General features: G+C 72.4%; 12 protein-coding genes and 1 rRNA gene. 2 read left to right on the top strand and 11 right to left on the bottom strand.

The annotated features are described in order from the left end of the window. Nucleotides 1-125: 125 nt before the first annotated feature. The 9 genes from ADK60_RS11475 to ADK60_RS11435 all read right to left on the bottom strand — a co-directional run bounded on the left by ADK60_RS11475 (nt 126) and on the right by ADK60_RS11435 (nt 13740). Nucleotides 126-347, bottom strand: a complete 222-nt coding sequence (locus tag ADK60_RS11475) for a hypothetical protein (RefSeq protein ID WP_053645382.1) — start codon at nt 345-347, stop codon at nt 126-128. 124 nt (nt 348-471) lie between these two features. Continuing rightward, nucleotides 472-840 (bottom strand): helix-turn-helix domain-containing protein, encoded by a 369-nt coding sequence (locus ADK60_RS11470; RefSeq protein WP_045940221.1) that lies wholly within the window; start codon nt 838-840, stop codon nt 472-474. Nucleotides 841-1224: 384 nt separating this feature from the next. Further along, nucleotides 1225-1764: a CinA family protein gene (locus tag ADK60_RS11465; protein WP_079008256.1), complete on the bottom strand. Its 540-nt coding sequence runs from the start codon at nt 1762-1764 to the stop codon at nt 1225-1227. Nucleotides 1765-1859: 95 nt separating this feature from the next. Continuing rightward, complete coding sequence (gene pgsA, locus ADK60_RS11460) at nt 1860-2498, bottom strand: CDP-diacylglycerol--glycerol-3-phosphate 3-phosphatidyltransferase (RefSeq protein WP_030396683.1); 639 nt, start codon at nt 2496-2498, stop codon at nt 1860-1862. Next, complete coding sequence (rimO, locus tag ADK60_RS11455) at nt 2495-3967, bottom strand: 30S ribosomal protein S12 methylthiotransferase RimO (protein WP_045940220.1); 1473 nt, start codon at nt 3965-3967, stop codon at nt 2495-2497. Before rimO ends, pgsA begins: the two co-directional genes overlap by 4 nt. Nucleotides 3968-4063: 96 nt before the next feature. Then, nucleotides 4064-4936, bottom strand: coding sequence for a helix-turn-helix domain-containing protein (locus ADK60_RS11450; protein WP_078896523.1), 873 nt, complete (start codon nt 4934-4936; stop codon nt 4064-4066). A 327-nt stretch (nt 4937-5263) separates the two neighbouring features. Further along, a complete protein-coding gene (locus ADK60_RS11445) occupies nt 5264-7957 on the bottom strand; it encodes an FtsK/SpoIIIE family DNA translocase (RefSeq protein ID WP_053645380.1) in 2694 nt (897 codons plus the stop codon). A gap of 157 nt (nt 7958-8114) precedes the next feature. Continuing rightward, nucleotides 8115-8750, bottom strand: a complete 636-nt coding sequence (locus ADK60_RS11440) for a response regulator (RefSeq protein ID WP_030396687.1) — start codon at nt 8748-8750, stop codon at nt 8115-8117. A 394-nt stretch (nt 8751-9144) separates the two neighbouring features. Continuing rightward, nucleotides 9145-13740 (bottom strand): HAMP domain-containing protein, encoded by a 4596-nt coding sequence (locus tag ADK60_RS11435; protein WP_286185272.1) that lies wholly within the window; start codon nt 13738-13740, stop codon nt 9145-9147. 544 nt (nt 13741-14284) lie between these two features. Between ADK60_RS11435 and ADK60_RS11430 the strand changes: the two genes are divergently transcribed. Further along, nucleotides 14285-16843, top strand: coding sequence for a SpoIIE family protein phosphatase (locus tag ADK60_RS11430; protein ID WP_053645378.1), 2559 nt, complete (start codon nt 14285-14287; stop codon nt 16841-16843). A gap of 289 nt (nt 16844-17132) precedes the next feature. After that, nucleotides 17133-17696 (top strand): acetate uptake transporter, encoded by a 564-nt coding sequence (locus ADK60_RS11425; RefSeq protein WP_079008255.1) that lies wholly within the window; start codon nt 17133-17135, stop codon nt 17694-17696. A gap of 69 nt (nt 17697-17765) precedes the next feature. On the opposite strand, the gene ADK60_RS11420 is transcribed toward ADK60_RS11425, so the two are convergent. Further along, on the bottom strand, nt 17766-18602 hold the full coding sequence (locus ADK60_RS11420; protein WP_079008254.1) for a phosphatase PAP2 family protein: 837 nt from the start codon (nt 18600-18602) through the stop codon (nt 17766-17768). 95 nt (nt 18603-18697) lie between these two features. Next, a 5S ribosomal RNA gene (rrf, locus tag ADK60_RS11415) occupies nt 18698-18789 on the bottom strand; the annotation flags it as partial.

Raw genomic sequence — 18789 nt, 5'->3', positions numbered from 1 at the left:
CCGGAAGCGGCCGAAAAGCACCCGGCCCGAGGCCGGGGAACGCCCGACTCCGGTCAACGGACACTCACGGACATACGACGAGGGCCGCGGGACTCGAAGTCCCGCGGCCCTCGTCCGCGTTCTGTTCACCCGGTCGGAGACTCGGCCTCCACTGGTCCGATCGGCTCGGCCGTCCGGCGCCGCGAGGGGCCGGTGGACCACCGGTCGGCATGGACCGGGATCAGCCCGAGGCCCCAGCCTCCGGCCGCCAGCAGTCCCAGCATCGCCCCGTCGGGCAGCCGTCCGGCGCCCCTCGACAGCCACCAGCCGGACCCGACGGCCAGGACCGTCAGGAGAGCCAGCACCACCGGGACCCACCTGGACCGCACCCACCGGAGCCGTATTCGGGCCCCGGCACGCATCGCCGCCGCATTCCGCACGACCGCCTCCTTCGCTCGACCCGGGCCGCAGACGGCCCGCTCCGAGGCCGGGTCAGGCGGCGACCACGTCCATCGCGGCGGCCTTGGGCGACATGTTCGCCCGGTCGGCACCGGGGGCCGGCAGCGGTACCGGTTCGAGCACCGGCCTCAGCAGTTCACCTTCGGAGAGGGTGGCCATCGCCGCAAGTTCGGCGAGCGACAGTTCGTCGCTGACCTCGCGCATGACCTCGGACATCCGGACGTCGAGTGCGTCGCAGATGGCGGAGAGCAGCTCCGAGGAGGCCTCCTTCTGTCCCCGCTCGACCTCGGAGAGGTATCCGAGCGAAACCCTGGCTGCCGCCGACACCTCGCGGAGTGTGCGGCCCTGGCGCTGGCGCTGCCGACGCAGTACATCGCCCAGTAGGCGACGGAGCAGGATCATCGGTGCCTCCCTCCTCGGACTGCGGATCGAGATGTCACGCCCCCACCGTACCGCCTTGCCCGCTTCGCGTGCGGGGACCATGGTCGTGTTCACTCTGGGCTGCAAGGCTGTCCCCTCCCCTGTTTCGGTGTCGCGCCCGGGCCGATGGGCACCCCGTCGTGCCCTCCGGGCGGCACCGGGTCACCGCCGCGCCACTCGTTCGCCACCTGGTTTCTGCCCAACCAGGGCCTCCGATGTAACACGATCCTGCAGTTGTCCGATGCCCGCACGCCAGTTCGGCGGATCTCGGTTCGGTGGAGATCCTGCGAGCGGCCGTCGGCGGGAGCCGGGTCGGAGGTGGTGCGTGGACGGTCGGAGGCACGGTGACGACAGTGCGGACGACGCTCAGTGCGTGGACGTACCGGACGGGAGCCGCCCGACGAGCAGCTCCAGAGCGGCGGTCACCGCCCTGTGACGGATTGTGGCACGCTCCCCCGACAACCGTGGCGAACTGACCAGACTTCCCCCCGGGCCGGCCACCGCGAGGTGTACCGTGCCGACCGGCTGCCCGTCCTGGGGCTCCGGGCCGGCCACTCCGGTGGTCGCGAGCCCGTAGGTGGCGCCGAGCAGCTTCCGCACGCCTTCGGCCATCTGTCGGGCCACCACCGGGTGGACCGGGCCGTGGACCGCCAGCAGTCCCTCGTCGACCCCGAGCACCGAGGCCTTCAGCTCGGTCGCGTACGCGGTCACCGAGCCCCGGAAGGTCGCGGAGGCCCCCGGGACGTCCACCAGCGCGGCCGCCAGCAGTCCGCCGGTCAGCGACTCCGCGACGGCCACCGTGCCGCCCTCCGCCCGCAGCCCGGCATGCACCCGCTCGGCCAGCCCGAAGTCCGCCGGCCCGAAGTCCCCCGGCCCGGAATCAGCCGCCCCGGCTCCGCCGCTCATCCCGACGTCCCTCCCTCGCACTCCCCCGGGCCCACCCCGGAGTACCCGCCATTGTGGGCCCGGAGGACCGTCGGGGGGCCGCTTCGCGACCGGGTTCACCCGGTCGTGCGCCGCGCGGCCAGACCCTCCCGGCGCAGGCGCAGTGCCTGCCCCACGTAGTCCAGTGCGGTGCCGACGGTCAGCAGTACCGCGACCCCCATCAGCAGGGCCCTGGCGGTGGCCAGCCAGCCGTCCAGCTCCAGCACGTACATGCCGACCGCGATGCCCTGGGTGAGCGTCTTGATCTTGCCGCCCCGGCTGGCCGGGATCACGCCGAAGCGGATCACCCAGAACCGCATCAGCGTGATGCCGAGCTCGCGGGCCAGGATCACCACGGTGATCCACCAGGGGAGGTCCCCCAGCACCGAGAGCCCGATCAGCGCCGCGCCCATGATCGTCTTGTCCGCGATCGGATCGGCGATCTTGCCGAAGTCGGTGACCAGGCCCTTGCGCCGGGCCAGCTCGCCGTCGAACAGATCGGTGATCATCGCGACCGCGAAGGAGGCCCAGGCCACCGAGCGCCACTTGGGGTCGTGCCCGCCGTCGGCGAACAGCAGGGTGACGAAGACCGGGACCAGCAGCAGCCGGACCATGGTCAGCACGTTCGCGATGTTCCAGATCCCCGGCGCCGGCGGCGCCACGGCCGCCGGTCTGCCCGGGTGGGCCGCGGCCGGGGCGCCGGGCCCCTGGGTCATGCCCCGACTCCGGGCGCCCGGCGGACCCGCACCTGCTCCAGCGCCTCGGCGACCAGGTCGACGCCCTCGCTGGCGACGACCCGGGCCCGGTAGAACTGCCCGACCTCGGGGTCCTCGACCCCGAGCAGGGTGGTGAGGCCGTCCGTCTCGGGGGCCTGGTGGGCGGCACGGCCCTCGACCACGTCCCCGTCGACCGACTCGACCAGCACCTCGACCTCGGTGCCGATCCGCTGCTCGGCGCGCTGGGCGGTCATCTCCTCGGCGAGCCGGGTGAGCCGGGCCAGGCGGTCGGCGACCACGTCCTCCGGCAGCTTGCCGTCGTAGCCGGCCGCCTCGGTGCCGTCCTCGTCCGAGTAGCCGAAGACGCCGATCGCGTCCAGCCCGGCGTGGGTCACGAAGCGCTCCAGCTCGGCGAAGTCCGCCTCGGTCTCGCCGGGGAAGCCGACGATGAAGTTGGACCGGGCGCCGGCCTGCGGGGCCTTGCCGCGGATCGAGCCGAGCAGCTCCAGGAACTGGTCGGTGGAGCCGAAGCGCCGCATCCGCCGCAGCACGGCCGGCGCGGAGTGCTGGAACGACAGGTCGAAGTAGGGCACCACGTCCGCGGTGCCGGTCATGGCGTCGATCAGCCCGGGACGCATCTCGGCGGGCTGGAGGTAGGACACCCGGACCCGCTCCACGCCCTCGACCGAGGCGACCTCGCCGAGCAGGGTCTCCAGCAGTCGGATGTCGCCGAGGTCCTTGCCGTACGAGGTGTTGTTCTCGCTGACCAGGACGACCTCGCGGACGCCCTCCCCGGCGAGCCACTGGGCCTCGTGCAGCACGTCCGAGGGACGGCGGGAGATGAACGAGCCCCGGAAGGCCGGGATGGCGCAGAACGAGCAGCGCCGGTCGCAGCCGGAGGCGAGCTTGACGGAGGCGACCGGGTTGTCGTCCAGGCGCTTGCGCAGGGTGCGCGGACCGGAGGCGGGTGCGAGGCCGTCCGGCAGGTCCTCGGGGGCACCGTGACCGGGCACGGCCACCTCGGCGGCGGCGGCCTGGCGCTCGACGGGGCTCAGCGGGAGCAGCTTGCGGCGGTCGCGCGGCAGGTGCGGGGCGTGGTGGCCGCCGGACAGGATGGTCTGCAGACGGTCGGAGATGTCCGAGTAGTCGTCGAAGCCGAGCACACCGTCGGCCTCGGGCAGCGCGTCGGCCAGCTCCTTGCCGTAGCGCTCGGCCATGCAGCCGACCGCGACGACGGCCTGGGTGCGGCCGTGACCCTTGAGGTCGTTGGCCTCCAGGAGGGCGTCGACGGAGTCCTTCTTGGCGGCCTCGACGAAGCCACAGGTGTTGACGACGGCGACGTCGGCTTCGGCTGCGTCGTCCACGAGCAACCAGCCGTCGGCCTCCAGTCGCCCGGCGAGTTCCTCGGAGTCCACCTCGTTGCGGGCGCATCCGAGCGTGACAAGGGCGACAGTACGGCGATCAGGCATAGGGCCAAGATTAACGCGCGGCCGCCGAAGCCGTTCGCCCCGGAGGCCACGCGTTACCTCCGGCCGGGTTCCCGACCGGTCGGACGCCCCTCGCCATCAGCCCGCCTGCGGGTCGCCGGGGGTGTACGTGACGTGCACCACCTGGCCGTTCTTGCCCGCCGGACCGAGGTCCTTGCCGTTGACGTACACGTGCACGGCGCCGGCGTTGCCGATCACCAGCTTGATCTGCTTGGGGTCGGTGAAGGTCTGGTCCTGACCTTCACCGATGTTGTTCTGGAACAGCGACTTCCCGGTGCCGTCCACCGCCGAGACCCAGCTGGTGTCCTTCTCGGCGACCAGCTTCACGGTGACCTTGTCGGCCGGGGCGGCGGCGATCGCGGCGGCGCTGGGCGCCGGCGCGGGCGGCTGGACCGTCGGGGTGGGCGCCGGGGTCACCGCGGCGACCGAGCCGGTGCCGGAGCCCGAGGGCAGCGGGGCGCTGGCGGAGCCGGTGGTGCCGGTGCCGGACTTGCCGCTCACCAGGTTGAAGCCGATCACTCCGACGACCGCGACGATCGCGGCGACCATCGCCGCCGTCCAGTTCGGGCGGCCCCGGCCGGGGACCTTGATCGGGCCGCTCTCGATCAGCTCGGTGGGCCGCTTGGAGGCCGGGGAGCCGCCGTGCGCGGCGTCGTAGCGGGCCACCAGGGCCTCGCCGTCGACGCGGACCAGCTGGGCGATCGCGCGGATGTGGCCGCGGGCGTAGAAGTCACCACCGCAGCGACCGAAGTCGTCCTCCTCGATGGCGTGCACGATCGGCACCCGCACGCGGGTCGCACTGCTCACCTGATCCACCGTGAGCCCGGCGTCGATCCGGGCGGCGGACAGCACCCGGCCGATGCTCGGCGCATCGGCCGCCTGTTCCGCGGTGCCGGAGGGCAGCGCGGACGACGGGGCGTTCTCGCGGTCGGGGGACTTGCCGATGGTCACGGTGCACGCCTTTCGAGCGGTTGGCCACCTGCTGGGGAACAGTCTAGGGGCGCGAGCGGATCGTTTCTCAAGCGGAACAGGCCCGAATGCGCTCGCCCGCCCCCGCCGGGGGCCGGGCGTGCACTGACTGTCCGTCGGTACGGGGGCCGCCGTCTCCGGGACCCCCGTGCCGGGGTGGCGCATCGTCCGTTGCCCGTGGGACGCCGTCCGCACCCGATCGGTTCCGCACCCGCCGCCTACCCCGGTCCGAACGGGTGAACACACCCCCTGGCCCGATCACACCCCCGGGCGCATCCCCTGGCGCACCCCCGGGCCGCCGCGGCGCCGTCAGCCGCGGATGGAGACGATCACCCCGTCCAGCTCGTCCGGCTTCACCAGTACGTCGCGCGCCTTGGAGCCCTCGCTCGGCCCGACGATGCCGCGCGACTCCATCAGGTCCATCAGCCGGCCGGCCTTGGCGAAACCGACCCGCAGCTTGCGCTGCAGCATCGAGGTGGAGCCGAACTGGGTGGAGACGACCAGCTCGGCCGCCTGGATCAGCAGCTCCAGGTCGTCGCCGATCTCCTCGTCGATCTCCTTCTTCGGCCCGCCGCCGACCGTCACGTCCGCGCGGTAGGCGACCGAGGACTGCTCCTTGCAGTGCTTCACCACCGCGGCGATCTCGGCCTCGGTGACGAAGGCGCCCTGCATCCGGATCGGCTTGCTCGCCCCCATCGGCAGGAACAGCGCGTCGCCCTTGCCGATCAGCTTCTCCGCGCCGGGCTGGTCCAGGATGACCCGGGAGTCGGCCATCGCCGAGGTGGCGAAGGCCAGTCGGGACGGCACATTGGCCTTGATCAGGCCGGTGACCACGTCCACCGAGGGCCGCTGGGTGGCCAGCACCAGGTGGATGCCGGCCGCGCGGGCGAGCTGGGTGATCCGGACCACCGAGTCCTCGACGTCGCGCGGCGCGACCATCATCAGGTCGGCCAGCTCGTCGACGATCACCAGCAGGTACGGGTACGGGGTCAGCTCGCGCTCGCTGCCGAGCGGCGGGGTGACGGTGCCGGCCCGGACCGCCGCGTTGAAGTCGTCCACGTGGCGGAAACCGAACGCGGCGAGGTCGTCGTAGCGCAGGTCCATCTCGCGGACCACCCACTGGAGGGCCTCGGCGGCCTTCTTCGGATTGGTGATGATCGGCGTGATGAGGTGCGGGATGCCCTCGTAGGCGGTCAGCTCGACCCGCTTGGGGTCGACCAGCACCATCCGCACCTCGTCCGGGGTGGCCCGGGCGAGGATCGAGGTGATCAGGCAGTTGATGCAGGACGACTTGCCCGCGCCGGTCGCGCCGGCCACCAGGATGTGCGGCATCTTGGCGAGGTTGGCCATCACGGTGTGGCCCTCGACGTCCTTGCCCATGCCGACCACCATCGGGTGGGTGTCCTCGGCGGCGGTGCGCGAGCGCAGCAGGTCGCCGAGGTTGACCATCTCCCGGTCCCGGTTCGGGATCTCGATGCCGACCGCGGACTTGCCCGGGATCGGGCTGATGATCCGCACGTCCGGACTGGCCACCGCGTAGGCGATGTTCTTGGCCAGCGCGGTGATCCGCTCGACCTTGACGGCCGGGCCGAGCTCGACCTCGTAGCGGGTGACCGTCGGGCCGCGGGTGAAGCCGGTCACCCTGGCGTCCACCTTGAACTCGCCGAAGGTCCCGGTGAGCTGGGCCACCACCTCGTCGTTGAGGGCGCTGCGGGCCTTGGCCGGGCCGCCGCGCTCCAGCAGGTCGAGCGAGGGCAGCGCGTAGCCGAGGCTCTCGGAGAGTTGGAGCTGCTCCATCCGGGCCGGTGCCGGGCCGTGCTCCTCGGGGGCGCCGGGGCCGGCGCCGCCGGTCCTGGCGGCCGGGACGGCGGGCTCCTCCGGCGGGGCGGTGCGGTCCTGCACCTGGTGCATCATGTCCGCCACCGCCGAGGAGGCGGGCACGCCGTAGACCAGCGCGCCGTCCAGGTCGGCGGCGGCGCCTGCCGCGATGTCCCGGGTGGCGTACGGGTCCAGGGCCTCCTTGGAGAACATGTCCGGCTCGTCGGCGGGCACCTCGGCCGGCTCCGGCCTGCGCCTGCGGCGGCGCCGGCGGGCGGCCACCTCGTCCGTCGGGTCGTCACCGTCGGTGTCCACGGTGAAGGGCAGCGCCGAGGGATCGGCGTCCTCCGGCGGCTCGTGGGAGAGCTCGCGCTCCGGCGTGCGCCCCTCGGCCCCGGTGTCCTGAGGACCGGCCTCGACCACCCCGAGCCGGACGCCGGCCGCGCGGATCCGCTCCGGGATCCGGTTGACCGGGGTGGCGGTGGTGACCAGCAGGCCGAAGAAGGCGAGCAGCAGGAGCAGCGGCACCGCGAGGGCCGGCCCGGCGGCGGCCATCATCGGGGTGGACGCGGCCCAGCCGATGATCCCGCCGGCGGTCCTTATCCGGGTCGCGCCACTGCCCATCACGGGCGCGCCGCAGCCGATGTGGACCAGGCCGAGCACCCCGACCAGCAGGGTGCTCAGGCCGATCATGATCCGCCCGTTGGCCTCCGGCAGCTCGGGGTGGCGCAGCAGCCGGACCGCCACCGCGGCCAGCAGGAAGGGCACCAGCGCATCGAGCCGGCCGAACAGGCCGGAGACCACGTTGGTGGCCGCCTCGCCCAGCCAGCCCTGCGGGCTGAACCAGGTGCCGGCGGCGGTCACCAGGGCCAGCGCGAACAGCAGCAGGCCGATGCCGTCCTTGCGGTGCGCCGGGTCGAGGTTCTTCGCGCCGTCGCCGAAGCCGCGGAAGACCGCTCCGATGCTGTGCGCCGCGCCGAGCCAGACGGCGCGCACGGCCCGGAAGAGTATCGGCCGGGGCGGGGGCGGCGGCGGGGCCTGCTTGGCCGCCGTCTTCTTCGCCGGGGCTGCCTTCTTGGCGGCCGCCTTCTTCGCTGGCGGCTTGGCCGGAGCCTTCGCCGCGGCCTTCTTGGACGGTCCCGGACTCGGGTTGCGTGCCGCGCTTCCGGGCGTGCGTGTGGCCATGGGTCAGCAGCCTACCGGGGCATGCGAGCTGTGCCCACGTCGTCCGTCCGGGGTGCCCGGACGTGTCGCAGACACACCGTCACACCGGTCCGGTTCACCCGGACGGGCGAGCGCCGAGGGGCCGGCCGGCCACCTTCGGGCCCGGGCCGGCCGTGCCTCAGTCGGTACCGGGGCGCAGGGCGTCCAGCGCCCGCCGGAGTCCGGTCAGCTTGCGCTCCAGGTGCGCCGCGGTGGCCGCCACCCCGCCGTCCTCGGTGCCGTCCAGCTGCTTGGTCAGCGACTCGGCCTGCTCCTCGACGGCGGCCAGCCGGGCCGACAGCTCGCCGAGCAGCGCGCCGCCGATGGCGGGCTCGGCACCGGTCGCCTCCAGCTGCAGCCGCAGCAGCGCGGCCTGCTCCTTCAGCTGGCAGTTCTTCATGTAGAGATCGACGAAGACCGAGACCTTGGCGCGCAGCACCCAGGGGTCGAAGGGCTTCGAGATGTAGTCGACCGCGCCGGCCGCGTAGCCGCGGAAGGTGTGGTGCGGCCCGTGGTTGATCGCGGTCAGGAAGATGATCGGGATGTCCCGGGTGCGCTCGCGGCGCTTGATGTGGGCGGCGGTCTCGAAACCGTCCATCCCCGGCATCTGGACGTCCAGCAGGATCACCGCGAAATCGTCGGTGAGCAGCGCCTTGAGCGCCTCCTCGCCGGAGGCCGCCCGCACCAGCGTCTGGTCCAGCGCCGAGAGGATCGCCTCCAGTGCCAGGAGATTCTCCGGCCGGTCGTCGACCAGGAGGATCTTCGCCTTCTGCATTACGACGCGCCCTCCTGTCGCCTGCCTACCTGGGGAAGGCACCCGCGTACTGCCCACCACTACCCCGGTCATGCTAGCCGCACCCCCTCGCCCGGCACACCGCTCCGTCGCGTCCGGATCCGGAGCGTGCGCAGCCAGTGCACCGGCGTACGCTCACCAGCGAGTCGTCACTCGGTCACTGTTCGCAACGATCGGTGACCCTACCCGGTTCCCGACCCTCCCCGCCAGCAAACCGCCCACCCACCGGCGTGAACCCCGGAGCGTACTCCGGGATTCACGCCCCCGCCATTCGAACGGGCCGAACTCGGCCTTCTCCGGGGCCCGGTGGGCCCCGGAGACCCCGCGGTCGGGACTTCCGCCACTCAGGACTTCCGGCGGTCGGGACTTCCGGCGGTCACGGCTTCCGGAGGGTGAGCCAGTCGTGCATCACCGACAGCAGGTGGTCGGTCTCCACCGGCTTGGTGATGTGGTCGGTGGCACCGGCCGCCAAGGACTTCTCCTTGTCGCCCTTCATCGCCTTGGCGGTCAGCGCGATGATCGGCAGACCCGCGAACTGCGGCATCCGCCGGATCGCCTCGGTGGTCGCGTAGCCGTCCATCTCCGGCATCATGATGTCCATCAGGACCAGCGCCACGTTCTCGTGCTGCTCCAGCATCTCGATGCCCTCACGGCCGTTCTCCGCGTACAGCACGGTCAGGCCGTGCTGCTCCAGCACGCTGGTGAGGGCGAACACATTGCGCACGTCGTCGTCGACGATCAGCACCTGCTCGCCGTCGAACCGGATGTCGCCGCGCCCGGCGGGCCGGACCGCAGGAGCGGTCTCCAGGGTGCGCCCCTCGCCCGCCCGCCCCTCGGCCGGGCGGAGGCCGGCGGGCCGGGCCGGGGTGGACCGGCCCCCGGCGGACGGCACGTCCAGGGCCGCGCCGCGGCGGCGCTCGACCGCGCCCCGGCGGCGGACCTCGACCAGCTCGCGCACCTCCTGCGCCCAGTGCTCGGCCGGGTTCTCCCCCACCGGCACCGGCGTCCCGACCGGGGTCACCCCGACCGAGGCGCGCAGCGCGGGCGCGCTCGGAGCCTGGCCACCGGAACCCGGGGCCTCGGTGCGCAGCGGCAGGTAGAGGGTGAAGGTCGAGCCCTTGCCCAACTCGCTCTCGGCGTGGATCTCGCCGCCGAGCAGCCGGGCGATCTCCCGGCTGATCGACAGCCCGAGACCGGTGCCGCCGTACTTGCGGCTGGTGGTGCCGTCGGCCTGCCGGAACGGCTCGAAGATCTCCCGCAGCTTGTCGCCCGGGATGCCGATCCCGGTGTCCGACACGGTGAAGGCGATCAGCGGATCGTCCGGCCCCTCGATCGCGCCCGCCTCCAGCAGCTGCTCGCGCACGTGCTGCGGCACGCCCCCGCCCGCCGGGCTGATCGAGAAGTCCACGGCCCCGGTGTCGGTGAACTTCACCGCGTTGGAGATGAGGTTGCGCAGCACCTGCTGGAGCCGCTGCTCGTCGGTGTGCAGGGTGACCGGCAGGGCCGGCGAGACCCGCACCTCGAACTCCAGGTTCTTGTCCAGCGCGACCGGCTGGAACGTCGCCTCGACGTAGTCGACCAGCTGGACCAGGGCGATCCGGGCCGGCCGGACGTCCATCTTGCCCGCCTCCACCTTGGACAGGTCGAGGATGTCGTTGATCAGCTGGAGCAGGTCGGACCCGGCGCCGTGGATGGTGTCGGCGAACTCGACCTGCTTGGGCGAGAGGTTGCCCTCGTTGTTGTCGGAGAGCAGCTTGGCCAGGATCAGCAGCGAGTTCAGCGGGGTGCGCAGCTCGTGCGACATGTTGGCGAGGAACTCGCTCTTGTACCGGGAGGCCAGCGCGAGCTGTTCGGCGCGCTCCTCCAGAACCTGCCGCGCCTCCTCGATCTCGCTGTTCTTGATCTCGATGTCGCGGTTCTGCTGCGCGAGTTGCTCGGCCTTCTCCTGCAACTCCTCGTTGGTGCGCTCCAGTTCCTCCTGGCGCGCCTCCAACTCCGCCGACCGCATCGAGAGTTCGGCGGTCAGCCGCTGGGACTCCAGCAGCAGGCCCTCGGTCTTGGTGTTGACGCTGATGGTGTTGACGGTGACGCCGATGAGGTCGGCGATCTGGTTCAGGAAGTCCAGCGCGACGGTGGTGAAGGAGCTGAAGGTCGCCAGCTCGATCACCCCGAGCAGCCGGCCCTCGAACAGCACCGGCAGCACCACGATGTGGGCCGGCGAGGCCTCGCCCAGACCGGAGGCGATCTTCAGGTACCCGGGCGGCGCCTCCTTGAGGATGATCGCCCGCTTCTCCACCGCGGCCTGGCCGATCAGCGACTCACCGGGGTGGAAGGTGGTCGGCATCGCCCGGCGCTGGTACCCGTAGCTGCCGATCAGCCGCAGCACGGTGTCGTTCTCGTCGTCGTCCTCCGTGATCAGCTCGGCGGTGCGGCCGGCCGGCTGGGCGAGGAAGAAGGCGCCGTGCTGGGCCGAGACCACCGGGGTGAGCTCGGTCATGATCAGCGAGGCCACCGCCTCCAGATCGCGCCGGCCCTGCAGCAGACCGGAGATCCGGGCCAGGTTGGTCTTCAGCCAGTCCTGCTCCTGGTTGGTGCGGGTGGTCTCGCGCAGGTTGGCGATCATCTGGTTGATGTTGTCCTTGAGCTCGTCGAGCTCGCCGGCGGCGTCCACGTCGATCCGCAGCGACAGGTCGCCCCGGGTCACCGCGGTGGCGACCTGCGCGATCGCGCGCACCTGCCGGGTGAGGTTGTTCGCCAGCTCGTTGACGGACTCGGTGAGGTCCTGCCAGGTGCCGTCCACCCCCGGCACCCGGGCCTGGCCGCCGAGCCGCCCGTCGGTACCCACCTCGCGGGCGACCCGGGTGACCTCGTCGGCGAACGCCGACAGCTGGTCCACCATGGTGTTGATGCTGGTCTTGAGCTCCAGGATCTCGCCGCGCGCGTCGACGTCGATCTTCTGCGAGAGGTCGCCGCGCGCCACCGCCGTGATCACCAGCGCGATGTTCCGCACCTGACCGGTCAGGTTGTTGGCCATCAGGTTGACGTTGTCGGTCAGGTCCTTCCAGATGCCGGCCACGCCCGGCACCCCCGCCTGACCGCCCAGGATGCCGTCGGTACCCACCTCGCGGGCCACCCGGGTGACCTCCACCGCGAACGCGGACAGCTGGTCCACCATGGTGTTGAGCGTCCCGGCCAGCGCCGCGACCTCGCCCTGCGCCTCGATGGTGATCTTCTTGGAGAGGTCCCCCGAGGCCACCGCCGTCGCCACCTCGGCGATGTTCCGCACCTGGCTGGTGAGGTTCGAGGCCATGAAGTTGACGTTGTCGGTCAGGTCCTTCCAGATGCCCGACACCCCGCGCACCCGGGCCTGGCCGCCGAGGTTGCCCTCGGTACCCACCTCGCGCGCCACCCGGGTGACCTCGTCGGCGAACGCCGACAGCTGGTCCACCATGGTGTTCACGGTGGTGACCAGCTCCAGGATCTCGCCCCGGGCATCGACGGTGATCTTCTTCGAGACGTCCCCGCGGGCCACCGCGGTGGTCACCTCGGCGATGTTGCGGACCTGGCTGGTCAGGTTGTTGGCCATCAGGTTGACGCTGTTGGTGAGGTCCTTCCAGGTGCCGGACACCCCCGGCACGCTCGCCTGACCGCCGAGGATGCCCTCGGTGCCGACGTCCCGGGCCACCCTGGTCACCTCGTCCGCGAAGGCGGACAACTGGTCGACCATGGTGTTGATGGTGTTCTTCAGCTCCAGGATCTCCCCGCGGGCATCCACCTGGATCTTCTGCGAGAGGTCGCCCCGGGCGACGGCCGTGGTCACCTGGGCGATGTTCCGCACCTGGTCGGTGAGGTTGTTCGCCATGAAGTTGACGTTGTCGGTGAGGTCCCGCCAGACCCCGGCCGCCCACGGCACCTGCGCCTGGCCGCCCAGCCGCCCCTCGGTACCCACCTGGCGGGCCACCCGGGTCACCTGCTCGGCGAAGCCCGAGAGCTGGTCCACCATCGTGTTGATGGTGTTCTTCAGCTCCAGGATCTCCCCGCGCGCGTCCACCTCGATCTTCTGCGAGAGGTCGCCGCGCGCCACCGCCGTGGTCACCTGGGCGATGCTCCGGACCTGACCCGTCAGGTTGTCCGCCATGAAGTTCACCGAATCGGTGAGGTCCCGCCAGACCCCGGCGACACCCGGCACCTGCGCCTGCCCGCCCAGCCGGCCCTCGGTCCCCACGTCCCGGGCCACCCTGGTCACCTGGGCCGCGAAGCCGTTCAGCTGGTCCACCATCGTGTTGACGGTGTTCTTCAGCTCCAGCATCTCGCCGGCCACCTCGACCGTCACCTTGCGGGACAGGTCGCCCTTGGCCACCGCGGTGGTCACCTGCGCGATGTTGCGCACCTGCGCGGTCAGCCGGCCGGCCATGGTGTTGACCGAGTCCGCGAGGTCCTTCCAACTGCCGGAGACGCTGCGCACCTTCGCCTGGCCGCCCAGCTTGCCCTCGGTGCCGACCTCACGGGCCACCCGGGTCACCTCGTCGGTGAACTCCGACAGCTGGTCCACCAGGCCGTTGACCGTGCGGCCGATCTTCAGGTACTCGCCGCGCAGCGGGTGGCTCACCCCGTTGCTGTGCAGCGAGCGCAGCTCCATCTTCTGGTCCAGGTCGCCCTCGGCGATCGAGCTGAGCACCCGGCCCACCTCGGCCATCGGCCGCGCCAGGTCGTCGATCAGCGCGTTGCAGTTGTCGACCGCCGCCATCCAGGCGCCCTCGCCGGCCCCGGTCTCCAGCCGCTCGTTCAGCCGGCCCTCGCGGCCCACCGCGCGGCGCACCCGGGCCAGCTCGCCCGTCAGGTGCTGGTTGCGCTCCGCCACCTCGTTGAACACCGCGGCGATCTCCGCCAGCGGTCCGTCCCCGGGCACCGTCAGCCGGCGCCGGAAGTTTCCGTCCCGCATCGCCGTCAGCGCGGCCAGCAGCTTGCGCAGCTCGGCCGGCTCGGCGCCGCGGTTGTGGTTGGCACGCCGGCCGGCCGCGCTCCGCGGCGCGGCCCCGGACCGCCCGCCACGCTGAGCGGGCGGCGTCGTACCGGTTGCGTCCTTGGTGGCCGAACTCAACGGGCCCCTCCCAGATCGTGAACTGTCCGGGCCCCCGCGGCCGCGCCCCACCGGGGCCCGCCGCCGGGAACCGTCCCGGTGTACGTCCCGGCGGGCCACTCGGGTCCACCGGAACCCGCAACGACCGTACTGCTCCGAACGGACATCGCGGACCCCCCAGTCTGGCAGCACTCGCGCCCGGTACAAGACCGGTTGCGCTCGGTTGGTACCGGCCCGGTCCGAAACGGGTGGGCAGAATCACCCTCCGGTGCCTGTTTCGACTCCCCGCCCCCACGGGGAACCAAGCGGAAAGTAGGGTGGAGCGCTGCACCGGGCCACCGACCCGCCCCAGCGTCGCCGCCACCCGTCGGCACGCACCGGGAGTCGTGGCCGAACCCCCGGGCAGCCAGGGCCAGAGCAGAGGAGACGTGGCAACGTGGTCACCGCGCGCGCAGCCGCCACCTTCGAACCCGTGGGCCGGTCGGCCTCCGCCGCCCGCGCCTTCGTGCGGGACGCGCTGCTGGGCTGGGGCCTGCCCGAGGTCGTCGACGACGCGGTGGTCCTGGTCAGCGAACTCGTCACCAACGCCGTCGTGCACGCCGGCACCGCCGCCGAGGTCTGCTGCCTGCGCGAGGACGGCACGGTCAGGATCGAGGTCACCGACCACCACCCCGAACGCGGCCTGCCCACCTTCGCCGACGTCCCCACCACCGCCTCCGACCACTACGCCGACGCCGACGGCGAGGGCGGCCGGGGCCTGCTGATGTGCGCCGCCCTGGCCGAACGCTGGGGCGTCGAGTACGGCTCCGGCCGCAAGACCGTCTGGTTCCGGCTCGCGCTGCCCGCGCACACCGCCGGCACCCGCTACGCACTGCCCGCCACCCCCGGCAGCGAACTGCCCCGCAGCAGCGGCCCGGTGCACGTCGCCGTCGTCCAGCTCGACGACGACGGCCGGGTGCTCGCCTGGAACCCCGACGCCGAGGCACTCTTCCAGCACCCCGCCGACACCGTGCTCGGCCGCCCCTGGGCCGACCTCGCCGTCTGGCCGCAGCCCGCCGAGGCCGGCCTCGGCCTCGCCGCCACCCTCCGGCTCGCCCGCTGGGAGGGCGGCTACGCACTGCGCCGCGCCGACGGCACCACCGCCGACGTCTACGGCGTCCAGGTCCGCCTCCGCGACACCGACGGCACCCCGTCCACGCTCTGCCTGCTGGTCCTCGACGACGAGCGCGCCGTCCTGCGCTCCCCCGCCCGCGCCCTGCCCGGCGACCGCGCCGAACCCGCGCCCCGGCTCGACCTGCTGGCCGGCCTCGGCAGCGGCGAGGACCTCGACACCCTGCTGCAGCACACCGTCGAACGCGCCCGCGACCTGCTCGACGCCGACGCCGCCTACCTGCTGCTCACCACCGAGGACGAGACCGAGTTCGAGCTCCGCGCCACCACCGGACTGCCCTCCTCGATCCGGCCGCACACCCGCTTCCCGGTCGACACCGGCAACCGCTACGACTCACCCCGCCTCCCCTCGGTGCACGAGGACCTCGCCGCCCGGCCCACCGGCCCGACCGTCCTGGACGACAGCGCACTGCGCTCCCTGCTCACCGTCCCGCTCAAGGTCGAGGGCCGGCTGATCGGCTCGCTCGGCATCGCCACCGCCGCCCCCGGCCGCTACGACAACGAGGACGCGCTGCGGCTGCAGTCCGCCGCCGACCGGCTCGCCCTCGCCGTCGAGTCCACCCGGCTCACCGAGCTCGAACGGCTGCGCCGCGGCTCGCTGTCCTTCCTGGTCGAGGCCTCCGACCTGCTGGCCGGCACCCTCGAACACGAGCAGACCCTGGCCCTGATGGCGCAGATGGCCGTCCCCACCCTCGCCTCCTGGTGCGCCGTCTACACCAACGGCGACCACGGCGCCCCCGCCTCGCTGGCCTTCGTCCTGCACGAGGACGAGGACCGGATCGACCCGCTGCGCGCCCTGCTCGACAAGACCACCGCCCCGGACACCGGCCCCACCCACGGCGCCCGCTTCTGGGCCGGCCCCACCGAGACCGCCGACGGCAGCGGCTTCGCCGACGAACCCGGCCTCGGCGGCCTCCTCGGCGAGACCGTCGTCCTGCCGCTGACCGCCCGCAACCGGGTGATCGGCCTGCTCGCCCTCGGCACCCCGGCCGGCGTCCGGTTCCGCCAGGAGGTCCTGGAACTCGCCGAGGACCTCTCCCGCCGGGCCGCCCTCGCCCTGGACAACTCCCGGCTCTACTCCGAGCGCACGGCCACCAGCCAGGCCCTGCAGCGCAGCCTGCTGCCGCCGGACCTGCCCGACATCCCGGGCGTCGAGGTGGACGTCTACTACCAGGCCGCCGGCGAGGGCAACGAGGTCGGCGGCGACTTCTACGACCTCTTCCCGATCCGCGAGGGCACCTACGGCTTCGCCATCGGCGACGTCTGCGGCACCGGCCCCGAGGCCGCCTCGGTGACCGGCCTCGCCCGGCACTCGCTGCGGCTGCTCGCCCGCGAGGGCCTGGACGCCCCGCAGGTCCTCAGCCGGCTCAACACCGCGATCCTGGACGAGGGTTCGCGCAGCCGCTTCCTCACCCTGCTCTACGGCGAGCTGACCCCCCGCCCCGACGGCAGCACCGAACTCTCCATGGTCTGCGCCGGCCATCCGCTGCCCCTGCGGCTGCGCACCGACGGCCGGGTCGACCGGGCTGCCACCCCGCAGCCGCTGCTCGGCGTCATGGACGACCTGGACCTCACCGCCGAGCACCTGGTGCTCCAGCCCGGCGAGGTCCTGCTCTGCGTCACCGACGGCGTCACCGAGCGCCGCGAGGGCCGGCGGATGCTCGGCGACGACGGCCTCGCCGAGGTGCTCACCGGCTGCACCGGCCTCACCGCCGGGGCGGTCGCACTGCGCGTGCAGCGGGCGGTCGAACGCTTCGCGCCCGAGCCGCCGTCCGACGACATGGCCATCCTCACCCTGCGGGTGCCCACCCAGCGGACCACCTGAGCCCGACCCCGCACGGGACTGTCGCAGCCTGAACGATCCGCGACGGGCCGTCGACACAAAATGTGCGATTCACAAGGGTACAAGCCCGCTCACTGTGGGTACACCGATCTCACCGGGGAATCCCCCGGAGGGGACGTGACCAGCGGCTCTTTCGCTGGCCAGCTTTCTGACCGCAGCCGTCGCACGCTCCAGCCGTGCGCGCCCGGCGCGGTCACGCGCCTTCATCTCATCGAAACTCACCCGCGTTCACTGCGCCCTTGCGCGCGCCCATGAGTGAAAGGAGCCTCCGGTGAGCAATGAAGCTACCGGGGCACTGAACGCCCGCTCCACCGGTGCCGACGCGGGTAACCTCGGTTACCTCGCACTCGGCCTGACCCTCCTCGCCTATGGCGTTCTCTCGACCGGCCTGTTCAGCGGCACAGCCGCGGCGAACTCGGCCCATCTCGCCCACATCCTCGGCGGCATCACCCTGTTCGTCGCCGGCCTCTGGCAGCTCCGCGGCGGCGAGGGCTTCACCGGGACGGCCTTCACCAGCCTCGGTGCCTTCTGGGCCACCTGGTCCACCGCCTCCGGCGCCGGCAAGAACGCGGCCGGCCTGTTCCTGCTGCTGTGGGCCCTGCTCGCACTCACCCTGACCGCGGCCAGCTGGAACGCGGGTCTGTTCAGCCGCGCGATCTACGGCCTGCTGACGGTCTCGCTGTTCCTCTCCGCGATCGCCACCTTCAACACCTCCGGCGGCCTCGCCAAGGCGGCCGGCTGGATCGCTGCGGCCTCCGGGCTGGCGGCCTGGTACTGGGCCACCGCGTCGCTGACCAACAGCGCGTGGGGCCGTGACGCCCTGCCGGTCAAGTAACGGCGGGTGCACCGGTGGACCGGACCCTCCCCCCACGGGGCCCGGCCCACCGGCATGCCGCGTGCCCGCTCAGCCGCGGGCACCCACCCGGTCCCGTCCGGCCTCCGACCGGACGTCCGCCGTGTTCCGGGCCCGCCACCGCACGAAGCCGCTCTGCGCCGCGTACGCCAGCAGCAGGATCGCCACCGCGACCAGGCCGTCCGCCCAGAAGTGGTTGGCCGTCACCACCACGACCGCGACGGTCAGCACCGGGTGCAGCACCATCAACCACCGCAGCGGACTCCGCGAGACCCGCACCACCGCGACCGCCACCAGCACGCACCACGCCACATGGACGGACGGCATCGCCGACAGCTGCGCGGCCTGCACCAGCCCGCCGACCCCACCGCCGTACACCGACTGCCCGTACTCCGCCGCGACGTCGACGAACCCCTTCTCCGGCAGCATCCGGGGCGGCGCCACCGGGATGAACTGGACGGCCAGACAGACCGCCGTCGTGATCACCACCGTGTTCCGCACCCAGGCGTACCGCTCCCGGTGTCTGAGGAAGACCCAGACCAGCACCGCGATCATCACGGTGAAGTGCATCGACGCGTAGTAGTAGTTCGCCAGCTTCACCAGTACCGGGTACGGCGTCACCGCGGCCTGCCAGGAGGCTTCGTCGGGCAGTCCGACCGCCAGTTCCGTCCGGTGGATCCAGCGGGCCCGGTCCAGGGCGTGTTCGGTGCTCATCAGCGAGAGGCGTCCGACCAGCTGCCAGAGCGCGAACAGCGCGAGCAGGGTGCCGGCCTCCCGCAGGACCGTCGAGACACCGGGCCGCCGCACCCGGGCCGCCACGTACGAGCCCCCGTAGAGCACGGCCGCGGTACCCCCGGCGGACTGCCAGGTAAGCGTCAGGTTCTGCAACGGTTCGTGCCTCTCCACCGAGCTCGGACGTAGTGGGGAGACGTTAACGCAAAAAGACCCCCTCCTGAACCGGAGGGGGTCTTTTTGGAATGATTGTTCGGCGGCGTCCTACTCTCCCACAGGGTCCCCCCTGCAGTACCATCGGCGCTGTGAGGCTTAGCTTCCGGGTTCGGAATGTAACCGGGCG

The organism is Streptomyces sp. XY431 (assembly GCF_001279805.1).
Taxonomy (GTDB): Bacteria; Actinomycetota; Actinomycetes; order Streptomycetales; family Streptomycetaceae; genus Kitasatospora; species Kitasatospora purpeofusca.
Note: the sequence above shows the minus strand (reverse complement) of the source record. Positions and strands in the feature narration are given on the sequence as shown.

Coding starts and splice junctions, on each gene's coding strand:
- ADK60_RS11470 (WP_045940221.1), bottom strand. CDS start 840: ATGATCCTGCTCCGTCGCCTACTGGGCGATGTACTGCGTCGGCAGCGC.
- ADK60_RS11465 (WP_079008256.1), bottom strand. CDS start 1,764: ATGAGCGGCGGAGCCGGGGCGGCTGATTCCGGGCCGGGGGACTTCGGG.
- pgsA (WP_030396683.1), bottom strand. CDS start 2,498: ATGACCCAGGGGCCCGGCGCCCCGGCCGCGGCCCACCCGGGCAGACCG.
- rimO (WP_045940220.1), bottom strand. CDS start 3,967: ATGCCTGATCGCCGTACTGTCGCCCTTGTCACGCTCGGATGCGCCCGC.
- ADK60_RS11445 (WP_053645380.1), bottom strand. CDS start 7,957: ATGGCCACACGCACGCCCGGAAGCGCGGCACGCAACCCGAGTCCGGGA.
- ADK60_RS11440 (WP_030396687.1), bottom strand. CDS start 8,750: ATGCAGAAGGCGAAGATCCTCCTGGTCGACGACCGGCCGGAGAATCTC.